The sequence below is a fragment of the Methyloversatilis sp. XJ19-49 genome, from assembly GCF_024580145.1.
In the GTDB taxonomy this organism is placed as follows: domain Bacteria; phylum Pseudomonadota; class Gammaproteobacteria; order Burkholderiales; family Rhodocyclaceae; genus Methyloversatilis.
Genome location: NZ_JANINI010000004.1, coordinates 41,545 through 58,971 on the forward strand (window position 1 = coordinate 41,545; position 17,427 = coordinate 58,971).

15 protein-coding genes and 1 pseudogene are annotated in these 17,427 nt (G+C 66.6%); all 16 read left to right on the plus strand.

The annotated features are described in order from the left end of the window. Nucleotides 1-231 precede the first annotated feature (231 nt). Complete coding sequence (locus tag NMQ16_RS06405) at nt 232-1,533, plus strand: lipopolysaccharide biosynthesis protein (RefSeq protein WP_257079689.1); 1,302 nt, start codon at nt 232-234, stop codon at nt 1,531-1,533. Nucleotides 1,534-1,651: 118 nt separating this feature from the next. Further along, a complete protein-coding gene (locus tag NMQ16_RS06410; RefSeq protein WP_257079690.1) occupies nt 1,652-2,278 on the plus strand; it encodes a class I SAM-dependent methyltransferase in 627 nt (208 codons plus the stop codon). Between the two features lie 63 nt (nt 2,279-2,341). Next, nucleotides 2,342-3,079 (plus strand): DUF268 domain-containing protein, encoded by a 738-nt coding sequence (locus tag NMQ16_RS06415; protein ID WP_257079691.1) that lies wholly within the window; start codon nt 2,342-2,344, stop codon nt 3,077-3,079. A gap of 70 nt (nt 3,080-3,149) precedes the next feature. Continuing rightward, nucleotides 3,150-3,896: a methyltransferase domain-containing protein gene (locus NMQ16_RS06420; RefSeq protein WP_257079692.1), complete on the plus strand. Its 747-nt coding sequence runs from the start codon at nt 3,150-3,152 to the stop codon at nt 3,894-3,896. Next, the gene (locus NMQ16_RS06425) at nt 3,893-5,101 is read left to right on the plus strand and encodes a glycosyltransferase (RefSeq protein ID WP_257079693.1); all 1,209 of its coding nucleotides are present in this window, start codon (nt 3,893-3,895) and stop codon (nt 5,099-5,101) included. Before NMQ16_RS06420 ends, NMQ16_RS06425 begins: the two co-directional genes overlap by 4 nt. Next, nucleotides 5,091-5,966 carry a glycosyltransferase family 2 protein gene (locus tag NMQ16_RS06430; protein ID WP_257079694.1) on the plus strand — a complete coding sequence of 292 codons (876 nt, stop codon included), beginning with the start codon at nt 5,091-5,093 and terminating at the stop codon, nt 5,964-5,966. The genes NMQ16_RS06425 and NMQ16_RS06430 overlap by 11 nt, the downstream gene beginning before the upstream one ends. Nucleotides 5,967-5,975: 9 nt before the next feature. Next, nucleotides 5,976-7,931, plus strand: coding sequence for an asparagine synthase (glutamine-hydrolyzing) (gene asnB / locus NMQ16_RS06435; RefSeq protein WP_257079695.1), 1,956 nt, complete (start codon nt 5,976-5,978; stop codon nt 7,929-7,931). Further along, entirely contained in the window at nt 7,918-9,069 is a 1,152-nt protein-coding gene (locus tag NMQ16_RS06440; protein ID WP_257079696.1) for a glycosyltransferase family 4 protein, read from the plus strand. Before asnB ends, NMQ16_RS06440 begins: the two co-directional genes overlap by 14 nt. Nucleotides 9,070-9,071: 2 nt before the next feature. Then, nucleotides 9,072-10,016: an NAD-dependent epimerase/dehydratase family protein gene (locus tag NMQ16_RS06445; RefSeq protein WP_257079697.1), complete on the plus strand. Its 945-nt coding sequence runs from the start codon at nt 9,072-9,074 to the stop codon at nt 10,014-10,016. Nucleotides 10,017-10,090: 74 nt separating this feature from the next. After that, entirely contained in the window at nt 10,091-11,074 is a 984-nt protein-coding gene (locus NMQ16_RS06450; protein ID WP_257079698.1) for a glycosyltransferase family 4 protein, read from the plus strand. Continuing rightward, entirely contained in the window at nt 11,071-12,957 is a 1,887-nt protein-coding gene (locus tag NMQ16_RS06455) for a nucleoside-diphosphate sugar epimerase/dehydratase (RefSeq protein WP_257079699.1), read from the plus strand. The genes NMQ16_RS06450 and NMQ16_RS06455 overlap by 4 nt, the downstream gene beginning before the upstream one ends. After that, nucleotides 12,954-13,769, plus strand: a complete 816-nt coding sequence (locus NMQ16_RS06460) for a symmetrical bis(5'-nucleosyl)-tetraphosphatase (RefSeq protein ID WP_257079700.1) — start codon at nt 12,954-12,956, stop codon at nt 13,767-13,769. The genes NMQ16_RS06455 and NMQ16_RS06460 overlap by 4 nt, the downstream gene beginning before the upstream one ends. 279 nt (nt 13,770-14,048) lie before the next feature. Continuing rightward, nucleotides 14,049-14,456 carry a PTS sugar transporter subunit IIA gene (locus NMQ16_RS06465; protein ID WP_257079701.1) on the plus strand — a complete coding sequence of 136 codons (408 nt, stop codon included), beginning with the start codon at nt 14,049-14,051 and terminating at the stop codon, nt 14,454-14,456. Beyond that, nucleotides 14,443-14,712: an HPr family phosphocarrier protein gene (locus tag NMQ16_RS06470; protein WP_069039008.1), complete on the plus strand. Its 270-nt coding sequence runs from the start codon at nt 14,443-14,445 to the stop codon at nt 14,710-14,712. Before NMQ16_RS06465 ends, NMQ16_RS06470 begins: the two co-directional genes overlap by 14 nt. A 1-nt stretch (nt 14,713) precedes the next feature. Beyond that, nucleotides 14,714-16,462 (plus strand): phosphoenolpyruvate--protein phosphotransferase, encoded by a 1,749-nt coding sequence (gene ptsP / locus NMQ16_RS06475; protein WP_257079702.1) that lies wholly within the window; start codon nt 14,714-14,716, stop codon nt 16,460-16,462. After that, nucleotides 16,462-16,995, plus strand: a pseudogene (gene ruvC / locus NMQ16_RS06480) (crossover junction endodeoxyribonuclease RuvC); the annotation flags it as partial. The gene ptsP and the pseudogene ruvC, both read left to right, overlap by 1 nt. Nucleotides 16,996-17,427: the final 432 nt, after the last annotated feature.

The window sequence follows — 17,427 nt, forward strand, 5'->3', positions numbered from 1 at the left end:
TTTGCAAAGGCGGGTGTGCCACGAGCGGGAAAGGCGAGCCTCCGGTCTGGTCGCGAACATGTCAACATGCCGGGGGCCTGCCGAACAGCTTTGATCGCGTGCGACAATCGCCGCGCCGCTGCCGGGTTGCGGCGCATATTACCAAGTTGTGTCGTGCCCGCTGCACGCCGGTCGCGCGGGATACGTCGCACCGGGCGCTGCCGCCGGCATGCCCGTCCATACGCTTACCGAATGCCGCTGAAGAAAAACATCCTCGCCAATTACCTGGGAACGGGTGCGGTCGTGCTGGCGCCCATCCTTGCGCTGCCCTGGTATCTGTCAGCGCTGGGCGCGCGACAGTTCGGGCTGATCGGTTTCATCGTGCTGTTCCAGGCCGTGCTCGGCCTGCTTGACGCCGGTCTGGGCCAGGCCCTGGTGCGCGAATTTGCGGTCCGCTTCGATGCGACGGAAGTCGGCCGGCGCAATGCCGCGTCGCTGCTGTTCGGATTCGAGCGCATCTACTGGGTGTTTGCCGTCGGTGTCGCCGCGCTTGCGATGCTGCTGGCGGGTCCGGTCGCCACGCAATGGCTGAATCTGAACGGCCTGCCGGAATCGGTCGGCCGCGAGGCCGTTCTTGGTGCGGCCCTGATTTTCGCCTTCCAGTTTCCCGGCTCGGTGTACCGCAGCCTGCTGATCGGGGCGCAGGCGCAGGTGCCCCTCAATGCGACGCTGGTGACATGCGCCCTGCTGCGCCACGGCGGCGGTGTCGCGGTGGTCATCGCATGGCCCACGCTGACCGCCTATCTTGTCTGGCATGTCGCGATCGCGCTGCTTGAAACACTGATCCGGGCACGTCTCGCCTGGGGTACGTTGCAGACGCGACGCCGCCACCTCGCGTGGGATGCCGACGCGCTGCGCCCGGTGTGGAGGTTGTTTGCAGGCATGTCGGGCGCTACATTGCTGGGCGCGTTGACCGTGCAGATGGACCGGATAGTGCTAAGCCGCATGGTCGATATCGAACAGTTCGGTTACTACTCGATCGCAGCCACGGTGGCCGTCGGGTCGCTTCAGCTCATTCATCCGCTGACCCAGGCGATGCTGCCGCGTGCGATTCAGCTGCGTGCGGATCCGCCTGCGCTCAGGCGTCTGAACTTCAGGCTGCTGGGTCTGATAGCGGCCGTTGTTGCATCGTGTGCGCTGGTGTTCATGATGCTTGGCGAATGGCTGCTTGGTGTCTGGCTGAAAAGCCCGTCCGCGGTGAGCATCGTGTATCCGCTGCTGTCCGTGCTGCTGGCGGGCACCGCGCTGAATGCGTTCTACAACGTCGGCTACATGAACTGGCTGGCCAGCCGGAAGATAAGCCGGGTGTTTCAGGTGAATGCACTCTCGTTCGCCCTGTCGGCGACCCTGATTCCATTTCTCGTTTTGTCGTATGGGACGCCGGGCGCTGCATTCGGCTGGCTGGCGATCAACCTGACCGGGTGCCTGCTGAGCCTCGAGTGGTTAAGGCGGGCTGGCGGAATGCGCCACCCGACATCGGAATCATCGTCATGAGCCGAAACGGCCGGCGTCGTGCTGCGTGCATGGCAGACCCGATGCCTGAACCGGATCAAGGAGAGGTTGGAACGTGTTCTTCCCAGAAAAGATAAGGTCGGTCCGTCCGGGAGACCGGGTGCTTGAAATCGGCCCCGGATCTAATCCGCATCCGCGCAGCGATGTCTTTCTAGAGCTCGCGTTCGATGCCGATCAGGCGAGGTTGAAGCAGCGTGGCGGAACGCCTGACGAACCGGATTTCGGCGGCAAGCCGGTAGTCCACTATGACGGATCTGTTTTCCCGTTTGCCGACGCGGAATTCGATTACGTGATCTGCTCGCATGTCATCGAGCATGTCGAAAATCCGGAATTGTTCGTGAATGAAATCAATCGCGTATCCGGCGGGCGGGGCTACATCGAATATCCGCTGATCACTTACGAATACCTCTACAGCTTCGATGTGCATCTTAATTTCGTCAAATTCGACGAAAGCTGCAATGTCTTGAGATACATTCCGAAGCGCGCGACCGGGCTGGCCGAATTTTCGGCTGTGTGCGCATTTTTCAATGCGACCCTTGCGCAGGGCTGGGACGATCTGACCGCCTCGAACAAGAAGCTGTTCTTCGAAGGTTTCGAATTTGTACGCCCGTTCGCAGTTGAACGGATGACCGGCATCGACACCCTCGTGCCACCGCCCGCCCTGATCGAGCGCAAGAAGCCGCTGCGCTGGTTCATCGTCGCGTGTCTGAACAAGCTCCGGCTGTAGCGTCGGGCGTGACAGCGGCAATGTCGAGTCCGGCCTGGTGCCGATGAACGGGTAATCCAAAAAATGTTGAAGCGATGGCTGCTCGCGCTGCTCACGCCTGTCCCTCTGCTGGGGCTGGTGGGCCTGCCGCGATACATGGTCCAGTGGTACAGGTTGAGGTCGACGCGGCGCGCGCGCCTGACTTTTCGCGACAGCTACCCCTGTCTGACCGACTGGGTCCAGTCGACGCCGTTCGATCCGCACTACTTCTTCCAGGCCGGCTGGCTGGCGCGCAAGCTGGCGCAATCGAAGCCCGCGGAGCATGTCGACATCGGGTCGGACGTACGCATGATCGGTGTGCTGTCTGCGTTTGTACGGACGCGCTTCATCGACTTCCGCCCGCTGCAGGTCGAACTCGACGGACTGGAGTGTGCTGCGGGGAACCTGACGGCGCTCGAACTGGGCGATGGATCGCTGCCGTCGCTGTCCTGCCTGCATGTGATCGAACATGTCGGACTCGGACGCTACGGCGACCCGCTAGACATCGATGGCAGCGTGCGCGCGCTGGCCGAATTGCAGCGTGTGCTGGCGCCGGGCGGACGGCTGTACATTTCGGTGCCGGTTGGTCGCGAACGAATCTGCTTCAATGCTCACCGCGTGTTCTCACCGGCCACCGTCATCGCGGCACTGCCGGCGCTGCGGCTGATCGACTTTTCCGCGGTAGACGACGACGGCGCTTTCCAGCCGGGCTGTGCGCCGGAAAGCTGCGTCGCACTCGAGTACGGTTGCGGCATGTTCGTATTCGAAAAGCCCCCGGCCTGACCGGATTTCCGGCTCCGAGCCGGTTTGATGGCCGCTGGAATGCACTGCAACAGATGAACGTACCGACAGAATGAAATCACTGCTGAAGCAAAGTCCGCTGCTCGCATTCAACTTGGTGTTCCGTGACCGCTGGGTCGCGCAGCAGGCGGCATCGCTGCCAGCCGGTACCCGTCTGCTTGACGTCGGTGCTGGGTCCTGCCCCTATCGTCCGCTGTTCGCGCACTGCGATTACCGCACGCAGGACTTCACCGGCCTGCAGGACGAACAACTCAGACATGGCGGCTACGGGCAGATCGACTATATCTGCGATGCGGCGGCGATCCCTGCGCCGGATGCCGACTTCGACGCCCTGCTCTGCACCGAGGTGATCGAACATCTGCCGGAACCGGGCAAGGTAGTGCGCGAGTTCGCGCGCCTGCTGCGCCCGGGCGGGCGGCTGATGCTGACCGCGCCGCTGGGTTCGGGCATCCATCAGGAACCGCATCATTACTACGGCGGCTTTACGCCCTGGTGGTACCAGCGCTTCCTGACCGAAGCCGGATTCGACGATATCCGCATCGAAGCCAACGCCGGCTCCTTCCGCTTCTTCTCGCAGGAGTCCCTGCGCTTCTTGTCGGGCACGATGCCCTTCCGCCGGCTGCCGCCGCTGACCAGTCTGCTGTGGGCGCCGTTCTGGCTGTTGCTGTTGCCGGTGCTGGCCGGGCTGGTGCCAGTCGCCGCGGCGCTGCTCGACCGCCACGACCGCGAACAGCGCTTCACGGTGGGCTATCACGTCACCGCGACGCGTCGCGCCGGTGCGGTGCTGCCCGCGGCATGAAGATCCTGTGCGTATTCGGTCGCCATAATTACGGCGATCCATCGCGCGGCGAGGGCTACGAATACAGCAACTTCCTGCCCGCCCTGAGCGCACTGGGCCACGAGGTGCACCATTTTGAGTCGTGGGACCGTTCTGCACACGCTGACTTCGCGGCGCTAAACGGCGCGCTGCTCGACCGAATCGATCTGCTGCGCCCGGACCTGCTGTTCTGCGTGCTGATGGGATACGAAGTGTGGACCGAAACCCTGCGCACGCTGCGCGCGTCCGGCCTGCCGGTGCTGAACTGGGGCACCGACGATTCGTGGAAGTACGGGCAGTTCTCGCGTTTCGTCGCGCCCGAAGTCAAGCTGTGGGCCACCACTTCACATGCCGCCTTCGACAGCGCACGCAACGCCGGCCTGGACATGTTCCGCCTCAGCCAGTGGGCGGCCAGCGGCGAGCGCACGCGCGAACCGCTGCCGGCCGCGCAGTGCGAGCATGACGTCAGTTTCATCGGTTCGGCCTACGGCAACCGCGGCCGGTGGATCGAGCGCCTGCGGGCACGCGGTCTGGTGGTGGAGTGTTTCGGCCAGGGCTGGCCGAACGGACCGGTGGCGGCTGCGCGCATTCCAGGCCTCTATCGCAGTTCGCGCGTCAGCCTGAATTTCGGCGATTCCGGCGTGCAGTGGCGCGGTCTGCGTCCGTACCGCAGCCGGCAGATCAAGGCACGTGTGTTCGAGGTACCGGCGGCGGGCGGCTGCCTGCTGACTGAACAGGCCGAGCGTCTCGGCGACTATTTCGAAGGCGGTCGCGAAATCGAAACCTTCGCCGACGAAGATGGGTTGATCGAACAAGCCCGGTCGCTGCTGGCCGATCCGGCACGGCGCGACGCGATGGCCTGGGCGGGCTACCGGCGCGCGATGGCAGATCACCTGTATGAAAGCCGCTTCAGGCCCTTGCTCGATGAGTGTGCAGGGGCTGTGACACCAGTGGTCTGGCCGCTTGACCGTGCGCTGTTCCGCCAGGCACAGGCCGCGCATCGCGCGGGTGCCGGCGCGCGTGCGATGCGCACGGTGATGGCGTGGCCGCTGCAGACGCTGTGGGGCGAGCAGCGCGGTGCGCGTGCCGCTCGCCGCCTGCTGTTCGAACTGAGCTGGCGTCTGTGCGGCGCGGCGACCTATAGCGCGTCCGGCCTGCCGGGCCGGCTGTTCTACCGTGAAAGCTGACGCGCTGGCGGCGGCGCCACGCATCAGCGTCATCCTGTCCTTCCGCGATGGCGGCGCCGGGCTGGATCAGGCGCTCGCATCGCTGCTCTGGCAGACCGAGGAGGACTGGGAACTGATCGCCATCGATGACGGGTCGCGCGATGGCTCGGCCGATCTGCCGCGCCTGCACGGCGATCCGCGCATCCGTTTGGTCCGCCATGATCACAGTGCCGGGCTGGCGGTGCGGCTCAATGAAGGCGTCGGAATGGCGCGCGGGGAGTACATCGCCCGTATGGACGCCGACGACGTTTCCTTTCCGCAACGGCTGCGGGTGCAGTCGGACTATCTGGACGCCCATCCCGATGTCGACCTGCTCGCGTCGTCGGTGCTGATGATCGACGATTCGGGCCGCGCCATCGGGCTTGCGCACAGTCCGGCGAAGCATGCGCAGCTGGTGCGCCGCGCGCCGCTGCACTTTCCGATGCCCCATCCGACCTGGATGGGACGCGCCGCATGGTTCCGAGCCCACCCCTACGATGAGCGCGCGATCAAGGCGCAGGACCAGCACCTGCTGTATCGCAGCTTCCGCGACAGCCGTTTCGCCGCCATCGAGCAGCCGCTGCTCGCCTACCGCTACGCAAAGTTGTCGGCAAGAAAGACGCTGCTCGGCCGATATCATTTCCTGCGGGCAGTGTGGGCGCACGGCAATGTGCTCGATGCCTGCAGGTCGAGCGCGCTGCACGCCGCGGCCGCATTGCGCGACCTGATCGCCATGGCGCTGGGGCGCGACAGGGCGGTCATCCTGGGACGCGTCGGTGCAATCCCGGATACCCTGCGCGACGAATGGGCAAACCTGTCGGCGCGGCTTGACGCTGCGCGCGACTGAAAGAGGACAATGTGTGCAATCGCGGGGCTGTGGTCGCGTGTCGCGGACCCGGCTGAAGAGGTGTTGCGTGGCATGGCGATGGCGATGGTCCATCGCGGGCCGGATGACGGCGGACACTGGGTCGATGCCGGGACCGGACTCGGGCTGTCGCATCGCCGGCTGGCCATCGTCGACCTGTCTCCGGCCGGCCATCAGCCCATGCTGTCGCGCAGCGGCCGCTTTGCGCTGGCCTTCAACGGCGAAATCTACAACCACGCTGCGTTGCGCGCGGAACTGGACGCGCAGCGTGGTGCAGCCACGCCATGGCGCGGCCACTCCGACACCGAAACCCTGGTCGAAGCCTTTGCCCAGTGGGGTTTCGACGCCACGCTGCGCCGCTGCGTCGGCATGTTCGCGCTGGCGCTGTGGGACCGCGAGGCGCGCGTGCTGCAACTGGCACGCGACCGGCTCGGCGAGAAGCCGCTGTACTACGGTGCGGTCGGCGGCGGCATTGGCTTTGCGTCCGAACTGAAGGCTTTCGCAGCCGTGCCCGGCTGGTCGCCGGAGATCGATCGTCAGGCGGTGTCGCTGTTCATGCGCTACGCCTACGTGCCGGCGCCCTGGTCCATCTACCGCGGCATCCGCAAGCTCGAACCGGGTGCGACGGTGCGCTTCGACAGCGCTGGCGCTGAACCCGTGCATGGTCGCTACTGGGATGCCCTGTCAGCGATCCGCAGCGCGCGCGCGCAACCCTTCGCCGGATCGCTGCACGCCGCCGCCGATGCGCTGGAAAACCTGCTCGACGAAACCATCCGTCTGCAGCGCGTGGCCGATGTGCCGCTCGGTGCCTTCCTGTCGGGGGGTATCGATTCGTCGACTGTGGTGGCGCTGATGCAGAAGCAGGGCGGTGCGCCGGTGCGCACCTTCAGCATCGGTTTCAACGAAGAAGGGTATGACGAGGCGCAGCACGCAGCCGCCGTGGCGCGCCACCTCGGCACGCAGCACACCGAACTGTATGTCAGCGCCGACGAAGCGCGCGCCGTGATTCCTCTGCTGCCGCGGGTGTACGACGAGCCGTTCGGCGACTCGTCGCAGATCCCGACCTATCTGGTGTCGAAGCTGGCTCGCGCCCATGTCACCGTGAGCCTGTCCGGCGACGGCGGCGACGAGTTGTTCGGCGGCTATAACCGCTACTTCATCGCGCAGACCCTTTGGCGCCGCCTGTCCGGTCTGCCCACACCGCTACGCGCGCGCGCAGCGGCGATGCTGCGCGCGCTGCGGCCAGCCACCTGGTCGAAGCTGCTCAAACCGCTGCTTCCGCTGCTGCCGGTGCGCCACCGCTACGCCAACCCGGGCGACAAGCTGCACAAGCTCGCCGAGGTGCTGGCACTGGCCGAGCCGCGTGCGCTGTACGACCGGCTGGTGCGCTTCTGGGAATGGGATATCTGCCCCGGCGTCGAACCGCCAGCCGCCATGACGGCCGATCCGGGCTGGTCGTATTTCGGCGCGGCGGACGGTCTTGTAGACGCCATGATGTTCGCCGATACGGTGAGCTATCTGCCGGACGACATCCTGGTCAAGGTCGATCGCGCATCAATGGCGGTCAGCCTGGAGTCGCGGGTGCCCATGCTCGATCATCGCGTGCTTGAATTCGCGTGGCGCCTGCCGGACAGCGCACGCGCCTCGGGCGGCGTCGGCAAACGCGTGCTGCGCGAGGTGCTCGCACGCCATGTGCCGACCGCGCTGACCGACCGCCCGAAGATGGGTTTCGGCATTCCGGTCGGCGACTGGCTGCGCGGTCCGCTGCGCGGCTGGGCCGATGCGCTGCTCGACCCGCAGCGTCTGCGCGCCGATGGCTACCTGGCGACGGATCTCGTGCGCACGCGCTGGGACGAGCATCTGTCAGGGCGGCGAAACTGGGAGTACTCGATCTGGAATGCACTGATGTTCCAGTCCTGGCTGGATGAGTGGCATGGCGGACGTTGAGCCGGCAACATCGCTGCGCGGACGGTCACTGCTCTTCCTGGTGACCGAGGACAGCTATTTCGAATCCCACCGTCTGCCGCTGGCGCTGCACGCGCTGCAGCAGGGCATGCGTGTGCTTCTTCTGACTCGCACCGGCGAGCGGGCTGCACATCTGGCCGGACTGGGCATTGAGGTGCATCACCTGCCCTTTGAGCGCGCCGGACTGAATCCGCTGCGCGACGCTGCTCTGCTGTGGCAGCTGGCGAGTCTTTACCGGCGGCTGCGGCCCGATGTAGTGCATCACGTGGCGATCAAGCCAGTGATCTACGGCAGCGTCGCAGCTCGACTGGCCGGCACGCCTTGCGTGGTCAATGCGCTGGCCGGTCTCGGCTTTGTCTTTTCATCTTCGTCGCTGACCGCGCGGCTGCTGCGCCCGCTCGTGCGCGCGCTGCTGCGGCGCGTGCTGTCGCGACGCGTGAGCCGCGTCATCCTGCAGAATCGTGATGACGTGGCACTGCTGCTGCACGAACGCCTCGCGCCGGAATCGCACATCCGGCTGGTATGCGGCGTCGGCGTCGACCTCGATGTGTTCCATCCCCTGCCCGAACCAGCAGGACGCATGCGCGTCGTGTTGCCTGCGCGCATGCTGGTCGACAAGGGGGTGTACGAGTTTGTCGAAGCCGCTCGTATCCTGCGCGGTCGCGGCATCGACGCAGAGTTCGTGCTGGCCGGCGGCATTGATGCCCACAATCCTGCAGCACTTACGCCGGAACAACTGCGCGCGTGGGAAGGCGAAGGGCTGGTGCGCTGGATGGGTCAGAGTGACGACATGCCCGCTGTGCTTTCGGCCAGTCATATCGTCTGCCTGCCGTCCTATCGCGAAGGCATGCCCAAGGCGCTGCTGGAAGCATGTGCCTGCGCCCGCCCCATCGTGACCACCGACGTTCCGGGCTGCCGCGAAGTGGTACGCGACGGCCAGAACGGCCTGCTTGCGAGGGCGCGCGACGCCAGAGATCTCGCGGACAAGCTGGGGCTGTTGATTGTCGATGCCGGCCTGCGCGCCCGCATGGGCGCGCAGGCGCGCTGCATCGCCGAACGCGAGTACGGAATCGGGCGCTCGGTCGAACAGACCTTCGCCATCTACCGGGAACTGCTCTGATCATGCGGGTGCTGGTGACCGGCGCTTCTGGATTCGTGGGTCGCGCGCTATGCGCGGAGCTGTCACGGGCCGGCCACGAGGTGATGCGCGGCAGCCGCCGCAGCGATGCCGGCGCGGGGTCGGTCGGCACCGGCGAACTCGGGCCGGACTGCAGCTGGTTCGACCGCATCGCGTGCCCGGACGTGATCGTGCATCTGGCCGCAAGGGTGCATCAGATTGATGAGGATCCTTCGCAGGCGGACGAACTTCATCGCATCGCGAACACTGAAGGCACGCTGGCGTTGGCGCGCCATGCCGCCGCGCGTGGAGTGCGGCGATTCGTGTTCCTGAGCAGTATCAAGGTCAATGGCGAAGGCCGTGCGTTGCCCTATCGCGCCGATGACCTGCCGGCGCCGGTCGACGCCTACGGGCGATCGAAGGCGGCTGCCGAGGCTGGACTGTTCGAGCTTGCCGGGCACAGCGCCATGCAGGTCGTCGTAATCCGCCCGCCGCTGGTCCATGGTCCTGGTGTGGGCGGCAACTTGCGCAGCCTGCTGCGCTGGCTGCAGCGCGGCGTGCCACTGCCGCTCGCGGCGGCAACGCAGAACCGTCGATCGCTGGTCGGTATCGACAATCTGGTCAGCCTGATCACGCTGTGTCTGACACATGACGCCGCACCGGGGCGCGTCTGGATGGTCAGCGATGATGAGGATGTGTCAACGGCCGTGCTGTTGCGGCGACTGGCGAGCGCACTGGGCACAACGGCGCGGCTGTGGCCGGTGCCCGTGGCGCTGCTGCGTGGATGCGCGGCACTTGCGGGCAGGCGGGCCACGATGCAGCGCCTGTGTGGCGACCTGACCGTCGACATCGAAGCGACGCGCAGCCTTCTTGGCTGGCGGCCGCCGCTGACGCTGGACGAAGGTCTGCTGCGCTGTGCGCAGGCGTTCCTGCTCGATCGGCGACGCTGACAAAAGGCCCATGCGGCGCCGGGCCGCTTGATAAAATGCACATTGAGCGCGATGTGCGTGATCCGGTCCAGTCCATGCCCCCAGATATCGTGTTGCCCGTGCTGACGGCCTTCGGCCTGACGGCCGTTTTGCTGCAATTGCTGATGTGGGGCCATCGCTTTCTGCCGGTCGATCACCCGAACGAACGGTCGCTGCATACCCGGCCGGTACCGCGCTTCGGCGGTCTGGCAATTCTTCTCGGCTGCGCACTGGCGCTGGCGTCCAGCAGCCAGCCGATGTCCGCCTGGCTGTGGCCGGTGCCGTTGCTTGCGGCAATTTCGCTGATCGATGACTTCGTCAGCCTGCCGACCGTTCCGCGCTTCGCGGTGCAGATCGCGGTGGCGGCTTTCTTTGCCTGGGGACTGCTCGGTGCGACCTGGATGCTGTTTCCGGTGCTGTTCGGCATCGTCTGGATGACCAATCTGTACAACTTCATGGATGGCTCCGATGGCCTGGCGGGCTGCATGGCACTGGCCGGATTCGCCGGCTACGCGTTGCTGGCCTGGCAGGGCGGCGACGCCGAACTGGCGATGGTGTGTCTGGTCGTATGTTCGGCAACGGCCGCCTTCCTGCTGCGCAACCTGCATCCGGCCAGCGTGTTCATGGGCGACACCGGTTCCATCCCGCTGGGTTTCCTTGCAGCGGCCATCGGCCTGATCGGCGTCGAGCGCGGGCTATGGCACGGCTGGGTGCCATTCATGATGTTCCTGGTGTTCATCGCCGATGCTTCGGTGACGCTGCTGCGACGACTGCTTCGTGGAGAACGGGTGTGGCAGGCGCACCGGACGCATTACTATCAGCGCCTGGTGCGCATGGGGCTGGGCCACGCAGGTACGGCGCGGCTGTACATGGCGGCAATGACCGGATGCGCGGCATCAGCGGTCATGGTTCAACTGACGGGCCCCCGGTTCGGCGGCCTGTTGCTTGCTGCCTGGTGTCTGCTGTTCGTCCTGATGGGCCGCCGCATAGACCGGCGTTGGCGTGCCTACGAATCGACCTTGAAGGAGGGAACGCAATGAGCTTGCTGTCGCGCGCCATGGTGGTGTCGCTGTGCGACATCGTGCTGGTGGCCGCCGCCTGGTATCTGTCCTTCCTGCTGCGCTTCAATTTCTCGATTCCACCCGATTTCATGCATTCGCTGCTGCTCACCCTTCCAGGCGTGATCGTCTCGCAGGCGTTGGTGTTCAGACTGTTCGGCTTGTACAAGGGCATCTGGCGCTTCGCGAGCCTGCCCGATCTGCAGCAGCTGGTGCGCTCTGTGGCGGCGGCGTCGTTGTGTGCGCCACTGATCGTGCTGCTCGGCATGTCGGTGGTCGTGCCGCGTTCGGTCTACGTGCTCGACCCCATCCTGCTGATCCTGCTGATGGGTGGTGTGCGTTTTGCGTACCGGGCCTGGCGCGAGCATCGCGAATTCGGCGCGCTGATGGCCAAGGGCAAACCGGTGCTGGTGCTGGGTGCCGGCGAAACCGCGGCGCGGTTGCTGCCGGACATCGGCCGGTCGGGCCAGTGGCGCGTGGTCGGCCTGCTCGACGACAATGCGAAGAAGCACGACCGCACGCTGTACGGCCTTCGCGTGCTTGGGCCGGTGCGCGATCTCGATCGCCTGGCGCGCGAAATGAAGGTGTCGCACGCCATCATCGCCATGCCGAATGCCTCGCACGAGGCGCGGCGCGATGCCGCCAACGCGTGCGTGCGGGCCGGCGTGAAGCCGATGACCGTGCCGTCCTTCGATGACCTGATCAGCGGCAAGGTGTCGGTTGCCGCCGTACGCGAGGTCGAGGTGGAAGACCTGCTCGGGCGCGATCCGGTCAAGATCGACGCGCCGCGCCTGCGTCAGCTGATCGAAGGTCAGGTGGTCATGGTGACCGGTGCCGGCGGTTCGATCGGCTCCGAACTGTGCCGGCAGATTGCGCGTTTTTCGCCGTCGGCCATCGTGGCGTTCGAACGCGGCGAGTTCTTCCTCTACAACCTGGTGGAGGAATTCGCCGAGGTGTTTCCGCAGCAGCGCATCGAGCCGGTGATCGGCGATGTGCGAGAGGAGGCGCGACTGACCGCGGCGATGCAGCAGTACCGCCCGGTCGTCGTGTTCCATGCCGCCGCCTACAAGCACGTGCCGCTGATGGAAGGCGCGAACGCGGCCGAAGCCGTCCGCAACAATGTCGGCGGCACACTGGCGGCGGCGCGCGCGGCGCAGGCCTGCGGCGTACCGCGCTTCGTGCTGGTGTCGACCGACAAGGCGGTGAACCCGGTGAACGTGATGGGGGCGACCAAGCGGCTGGCCGAAATGGCCTGCCAGGCGCTGGCTGCGCGCGGCGGCACGACCGCCTTCAGCACGGTGCGCTTCGGCAACGTGCTGGGCAGCGCCGGCAGCGTCATTCCGAAGTTCCAGGAACAGATCGCCCGCGGCGGCCCGGTCACGGTCACCCATCCGGACATCATCCGTTACTTCATGTCCATACCCGAGGCGGCGCAGCTGGTGCTGCAGGCGGCGCTGATGGGCGAGGGCAGCGAAATCTTCGTGCTCGACATGGGCGAGCCGGTGCGCATCGCCGATCTGGCGCGCGATATGATCCGCCTGTCGGGCGCCTCGGAAGACGAGGTGAGGATCGAGTTCACCGGCTTGCGGCCGGGCGAAAAGCTGTTCGAGGAACTGCTGGCCAGCGATGAGACGACACGGCCTACCCACCACCCCAAGGTACGCATAGCGCGTGCCCGGGTCATCGATGACACGCTGTGGCTGGCCCGTCTCGAACGCTGGCTGGTGGGCTCAATGCCGGCCGATCCGGTGGCGCTGCGCAGCGAGCTCGCGCAGTGGGTCACCGAATACAAACCGCAGAACGACGCACCGCAGCCGGTGATGCTGGCGCCCGCGGCAGACGGACCGGACAGTCAGCAGGCATGAGCACCTACGCGATCGGCGATCTGCAGGGCTGTTTCGATCCGCTCGAAGCGCTGCTTGAACATTGCGGCTTCGATCGCAGGCACGATCGCCTGTGGTTCGTCGGCGATCTGGTCAATCGAGGCCCGAAATCGCTCGAAACGCTGCGCTTCGTGCGCGATCTGGGCGACGCGGCCGTCACCGTCCTCGGCAACCACGACCTGTCGCTGCTGATGATCGCGGCCGGTCAGGGCAAGCGGCACCGGCTCGACACCTTTCACCACGTGCTCGACGCACCCGATGGCGACGAGTTGATCGACTGGTTGCGCCAGCGCCCGATGATGCATGTCGAGGGCGACTACGCCATGGTGCACGCCGGTCTGCTGCCGCAGTGGGACATCGCGCAGGCGCTGGCGCTGGCGCACGAGGTCGAGGCCGCGCTGCGCGGGCCGCAGTCGGTCGAATTCATGCAGCGCATGTGGGGCAGCGAACCGGCGCAGTGGCAGGATGAACTGCACGGCTGGGACCGCCTGCGCATCGTCGTCAATGCGCTCACCCGCATGCGCTTCTGCACGCCGGAGGGGCGCATGGAATTCCACAGCAAGGGCGCGCCCGAAGAGCCGCCGGATGGCTATCTGCCGTGGTTCGACAACGCTGCCGCGCGCTGGCGCAGCCACACGGTGGTGTGCGGCCACTGGTCGGCGCTCGGCTATCGCAGCGCAGACCACGTCATCGCACTTGATTCCGGCTGCCTGTGGGGCGGCGCGCTGACCGCGCTGCGGCTGGAAGACCGCGCGGTGTTCCAGGTGCCGTGCGAGCGCTGCGCCACGTTCTGAACCTTCGCGCGGGCCGTGGGAACGGCTGCCTGTGGGAGCAGTCCTGTGGGAGCGGCGGCCTCGCCGCGATAGTGCCTCGATGGTCGCTGTGCGAAGTGTGCATCGCGGCGAGGCCGCCGCTCCCACAGGGGATTCGCCGCTCCCAAAAAAGTCCGCCCGAGCTGTGAAGCCCGTGCCCGCGCGCATCATCCGACCGGGCCGGCCCGTGGAAGATGTCGAGCGATATGCGATTTGGCGCCAACAGACCCTAGAATGCGGGCTCGCCTACGGAGGATTTCCATGATCGGGTTGTTTCTGATCACCCACAGCAGTTACGGCGAATCGCTGATCCAGTGCGCCTGCCACGTGCTCAACACCCGGCCGGTGCAGATGGCGCAGCTGGGCGTGTCGGGTCAGGACGACCCGCTCGACCTGCTGCCGCTGGCCCGCAAGTGGCTGTCGGTCGTCGATACCGGCGACGGCGTGCTGCTGCTGACCGATGTGTTCGGCGCCACGCCGTCCAACCTCGCGCAGAAGCTGTGCGAGCCGGGGCGGATCGAGGCGGTGGCCGGCCTGAATCTGCCGATGCTGCTGCGTACGCTGACCTACCGCGAACGCGAAACACTCCCCGGTCTGGTGAACCGCGCGGTCAGCGGCGGTCGCGACGGAGTGATGGCCATGAGGACGACGCGCGATGCCAAGACGTGACATCACCATCATCAACAAGCTGGGCCTGCATGCGCGCGCCTCGGCCAAGCTGACCCAGCTGGCCAGCCGTCATCAGTGCGAAGTCTGGCTGGAGCGCAACGGCCGTCGCATCAACGCCAAGAGCATCATGGGCGTGATGATGCTGGCCGCCGGCAAGGGCAGCACGATCACCATCGATACCGAAGGCAGCGATGCCGACGCGGCGATGGCCGGGCTGGTCGCGCTGATCGAAGACCGTTTTGGCGAAGGCGAGTAACGTGACCTTCACGTTGCACGGTCTCGCGGTGTCGGGCGGCATCGCGATCGGCCATGCCTACCTCGTGTCGCACGCCACGCTCGAGGTGGCGCACTACGCCGTGGCCCCGCGCAAGATCGAGGACGAAATCCTCCGCCTGTCGCGAGCCTTCGACACGGTGCGCACCGAGCTGGCCGAGCTGCGCAGCGGGCTGGTCACCGACAGCTCCGAAGCCCTGGGCGAACTGCTTGCCTTCGTCGATCTGCACAGCATGATTCTCGACGACCCGATGCTGCTCGACGAGGCGCGCGAATTCATGCGCACACGCCGCTGCAACGCCGAATGGGCGATCAAGCGGCAGATGGACCGGCTGGTGGAACAGTTCGACCAGATCGACGATGCCTACCTGCGCAGTCGCAGCGCCGACGTGGTGCAGGTGGTCGAGCGCGTGCTCAAGGTGCTGGCCGGCAAGCGCAACCGCATGAGCACACGCCGACGCGACACCGACAGCATCGTCGTCGCGCATGACCTGTCGCCGGCCGACACCATCCAGTTCAAGGCACAGCGCATTGCCGCCTTCGTGACCGATCTGGGCGGCGCCACCTCGCACACCGCCATCGTCGCGCGCAGTCTGGCCATTCCGGCGCTGGTCGGCATGCGCGAAGCACGCACGCTGATCCAGGACGACGACATGCTCATCGTCGACGGCCTGCGTGGCGTGCTCATCATCAATCCGGACGACAACATCCTCGACGAGTACCGGCTGCGCGCGCGCGAGATCGAGATCGAGCGCTCGAAGCTGAAGCGACTGGTCGGCGGTGTCGCGAGCACGCTCGACGGCGAGGTGGTGCAGCTGTACGCCAACATCGAACTGCCGCAGGACATCGAGCAGGTGCGCGAGGTGGAGGCCGACGGCATCGGCCTGTTCCGCACCGAATTCATGTTCCTGAACCGCGATACGCTGCCCGACGAGGACGAACAGTTCGAGGCCTATCGCAGCGTCGTGCAGGCGATGAAGGGCAAGCCGGTCACGCTGCGCACGCTGGATATCGGTGCCGACAAGGCGCTGCGTGGCGCCCAGCGCAGCGAAGCCAATCCGGCGCTGGGCCTGCGTGCCATCCGCTATTGCCTGGCCGAACCGCGCATGTTCGTCACGCAACTGCGCGCCATCCTGCGCGCCTCGCACTACGGCAGCGTGCGCATCATGCTGCCCATGGTGGCGTTCCAGCACGAAATCGAATCGGCGCTCGCCCTGGTCGCGCTGGCGCGCCAGCAGCTGCGCGAGGCCGGACGCAAGTTCGACGAACGCGTGCCGGTCGGCGCCATGGTCGAAATTCCGGCCGCCGCGCTGGCGCTGGGCACGCTGATGAACCACTTCAGCTTCCTGTCCATCGGCACCAATGACCTGATCCAGTACACGCTGGCCATCGACCGTGCCGACGAGGCGGTGGCGCATCTTTATGATCCGCTGCATCCGGCGGTGCTGCGGCTGATCCAGCAGGTGATTGCGCAGGCCAAGCGCGCCGGCATGCCGGTGGCGGTGTGCGGTGAGATGGCCGGCGAGCCGCAGTTCGCCCGCCTGCTTCTCGGCATGGGGCTGCGCCAGTTCTCGATGCACCCCTCGCAGCTGCTGGAAGTGAAGCGCGAAGTGCTCCGTTGCGACTGCGGCGACGTGGCACCGCGCGTGCTCAAGCTGCTGCGCTCCGACGACCCGCTGCGCATCCGCGAGCAGCTGGAGCGCATCAACACCGGCATGACGCCGGTGCAGTGATGCGCATACTCGGTATCGACCCCGGCCTGCGCATCACGGGTTTCGGCGTGCTGGAAGCGGTGGGCGCGAAATTGCAGTACGTGGCCAGCGGCCGCATCACGTCAAACGAACGCGATCCGCTGCCGTCGCGCATCGCCACGCTGTTCGAAGGCATCCGCGAGGTGGTCGACACCTGGCAGCCGACGCATGCCGCGGTCGAAATCGTGTTCGTGAACGTCAATCCGCAATCGACGCTGCTGCTTGGCCAGGCGCGCGGCGCGGCGCTGTCGGCGCTGACCGCAGGCGGCCTGCCGGTGGCTGAATACACCGCATTGCAGGTGAAGCAGGCGGTGGTCGGACACGGCAAGGCGAACAAGGAACAGGTGCAGTTCATGGTGACGCGCCTGCTGGCGCTGGCCGCCACGCCGGGCACCGACGCCGCCGATGCACTGGCCTGCGCCATCTGTCACGCGCACGCCGCCCGCGGCATCGGCGCACTGGCCGGCCCCGGCAGCCGCCGGCGCGGCGGCCGCATCATTGCGCGTCGTCTGGCGTGCAGCAGGGATCGGTGCTGCGCAAAGCGGCGGTCCCCGGCAAGAGCGGCCCCTTCGGGAGCGGCGCCCTGTGGGAGCGGCGGCCTCGCCGCGATCGGCGCGTTGATCAATGATTGTCGCGGCATCAATCGCGGCGAGGCCGCCGCGCCCACAGCCCAGCCCACAGCCCAGCCCCCAGCCCCGCCCCCAGCCCAGCCCACAGCCCAGCCCCCAGCCCCGCCCCCAGCCCAGCCCACAGCCCAGCCCCCAGCCCCGCCCCCAGCCCAGCCCACAGCCCAGCCCCCAGCCCCGCCCCCAGCCCAGCCCACAGCCCAGCCCCCAGCCCAGCCCACAGCCCAGCCCACAGCCCAGCCCACAGCCCAGCCCACAGCCCAGCCCACAGCCCACAGCCCACAGCCCACACCATCCCGGCGCGGCCTCTCAGGCCGCATC

Coding starts and splice junctions, on each gene's coding strand:
- NMQ16_RS06440 (WP_257079696.1), top strand. CDS start 7,918: ATGGCGGACGTTGAGCCGGCAACATCGCTGCGCGGACGGTCACTGCTC.
- NMQ16_RS06415 (WP_257079691.1), top strand. CDS start 2,342: ATGTTGAAGCGATGGCTGCTCGCGCTGCTCACGCCTGTCCCTCTGCTG.
- NMQ16_RS06455 (WP_257079699.1), top strand. CDS start 11,071: ATGAGCTTGCTGTCGCGCGCCATGGTGGTGTCGCTGTGCGACATCGTG.
- asnB (WP_257079695.1), top strand. CDS start 5,976: ATGTGTGCAATCGCGGGGCTGTGGTCGCGTGTCGCGGACCCGGCTGAA.
- NMQ16_RS06405 (WP_257079689.1), top strand. CDS start 232: ATGCCGCTGAAGAAAAACATCCTCGCCAATTACCTGGGAACGGGTGCG.
- NMQ16_RS06445 (WP_257079697.1), top strand. CDS start 9,072: ATGCGGGTGCTGGTGACCGGCGCTTCTGGATTCGTGGGTCGCGCGCTA.
- NMQ16_RS06470 (WP_069039008.1), top strand. CDS start 14,443: ATGCCAAGACGTGACATCACCATCATCAACAAGCTGGGCCTGCATGCG.
- NMQ16_RS06460 (WP_257079700.1), top strand. CDS start 12,954: ATGAGCACCTACGCGATCGGCGATCTGCAGGGCTGTTTCGATCCGCTC.
- NMQ16_RS06450 (WP_257079698.1), top strand. CDS start 10,091: ATGCCCCCAGATATCGTGTTGCCCGTGCTGACGGCCTTCGGCCTGACG.
- NMQ16_RS06420 (WP_257079692.1), top strand. CDS start 3,150: ATGAAATCACTGCTGAAGCAAAGTCCGCTGCTCGCATTCAACTTGGTG.
- NMQ16_RS06425 (WP_257079693.1), top strand. CDS start 3,893: ATGAAGATCCTGTGCGTATTCGGTCGCCATAATTACGGCGATCCATCG.
- NMQ16_RS06465 (WP_257079701.1), top strand. CDS start 14,049: ATGATCGGGTTGTTTCTGATCACCCACAGCAGTTACGGCGAATCGCTG.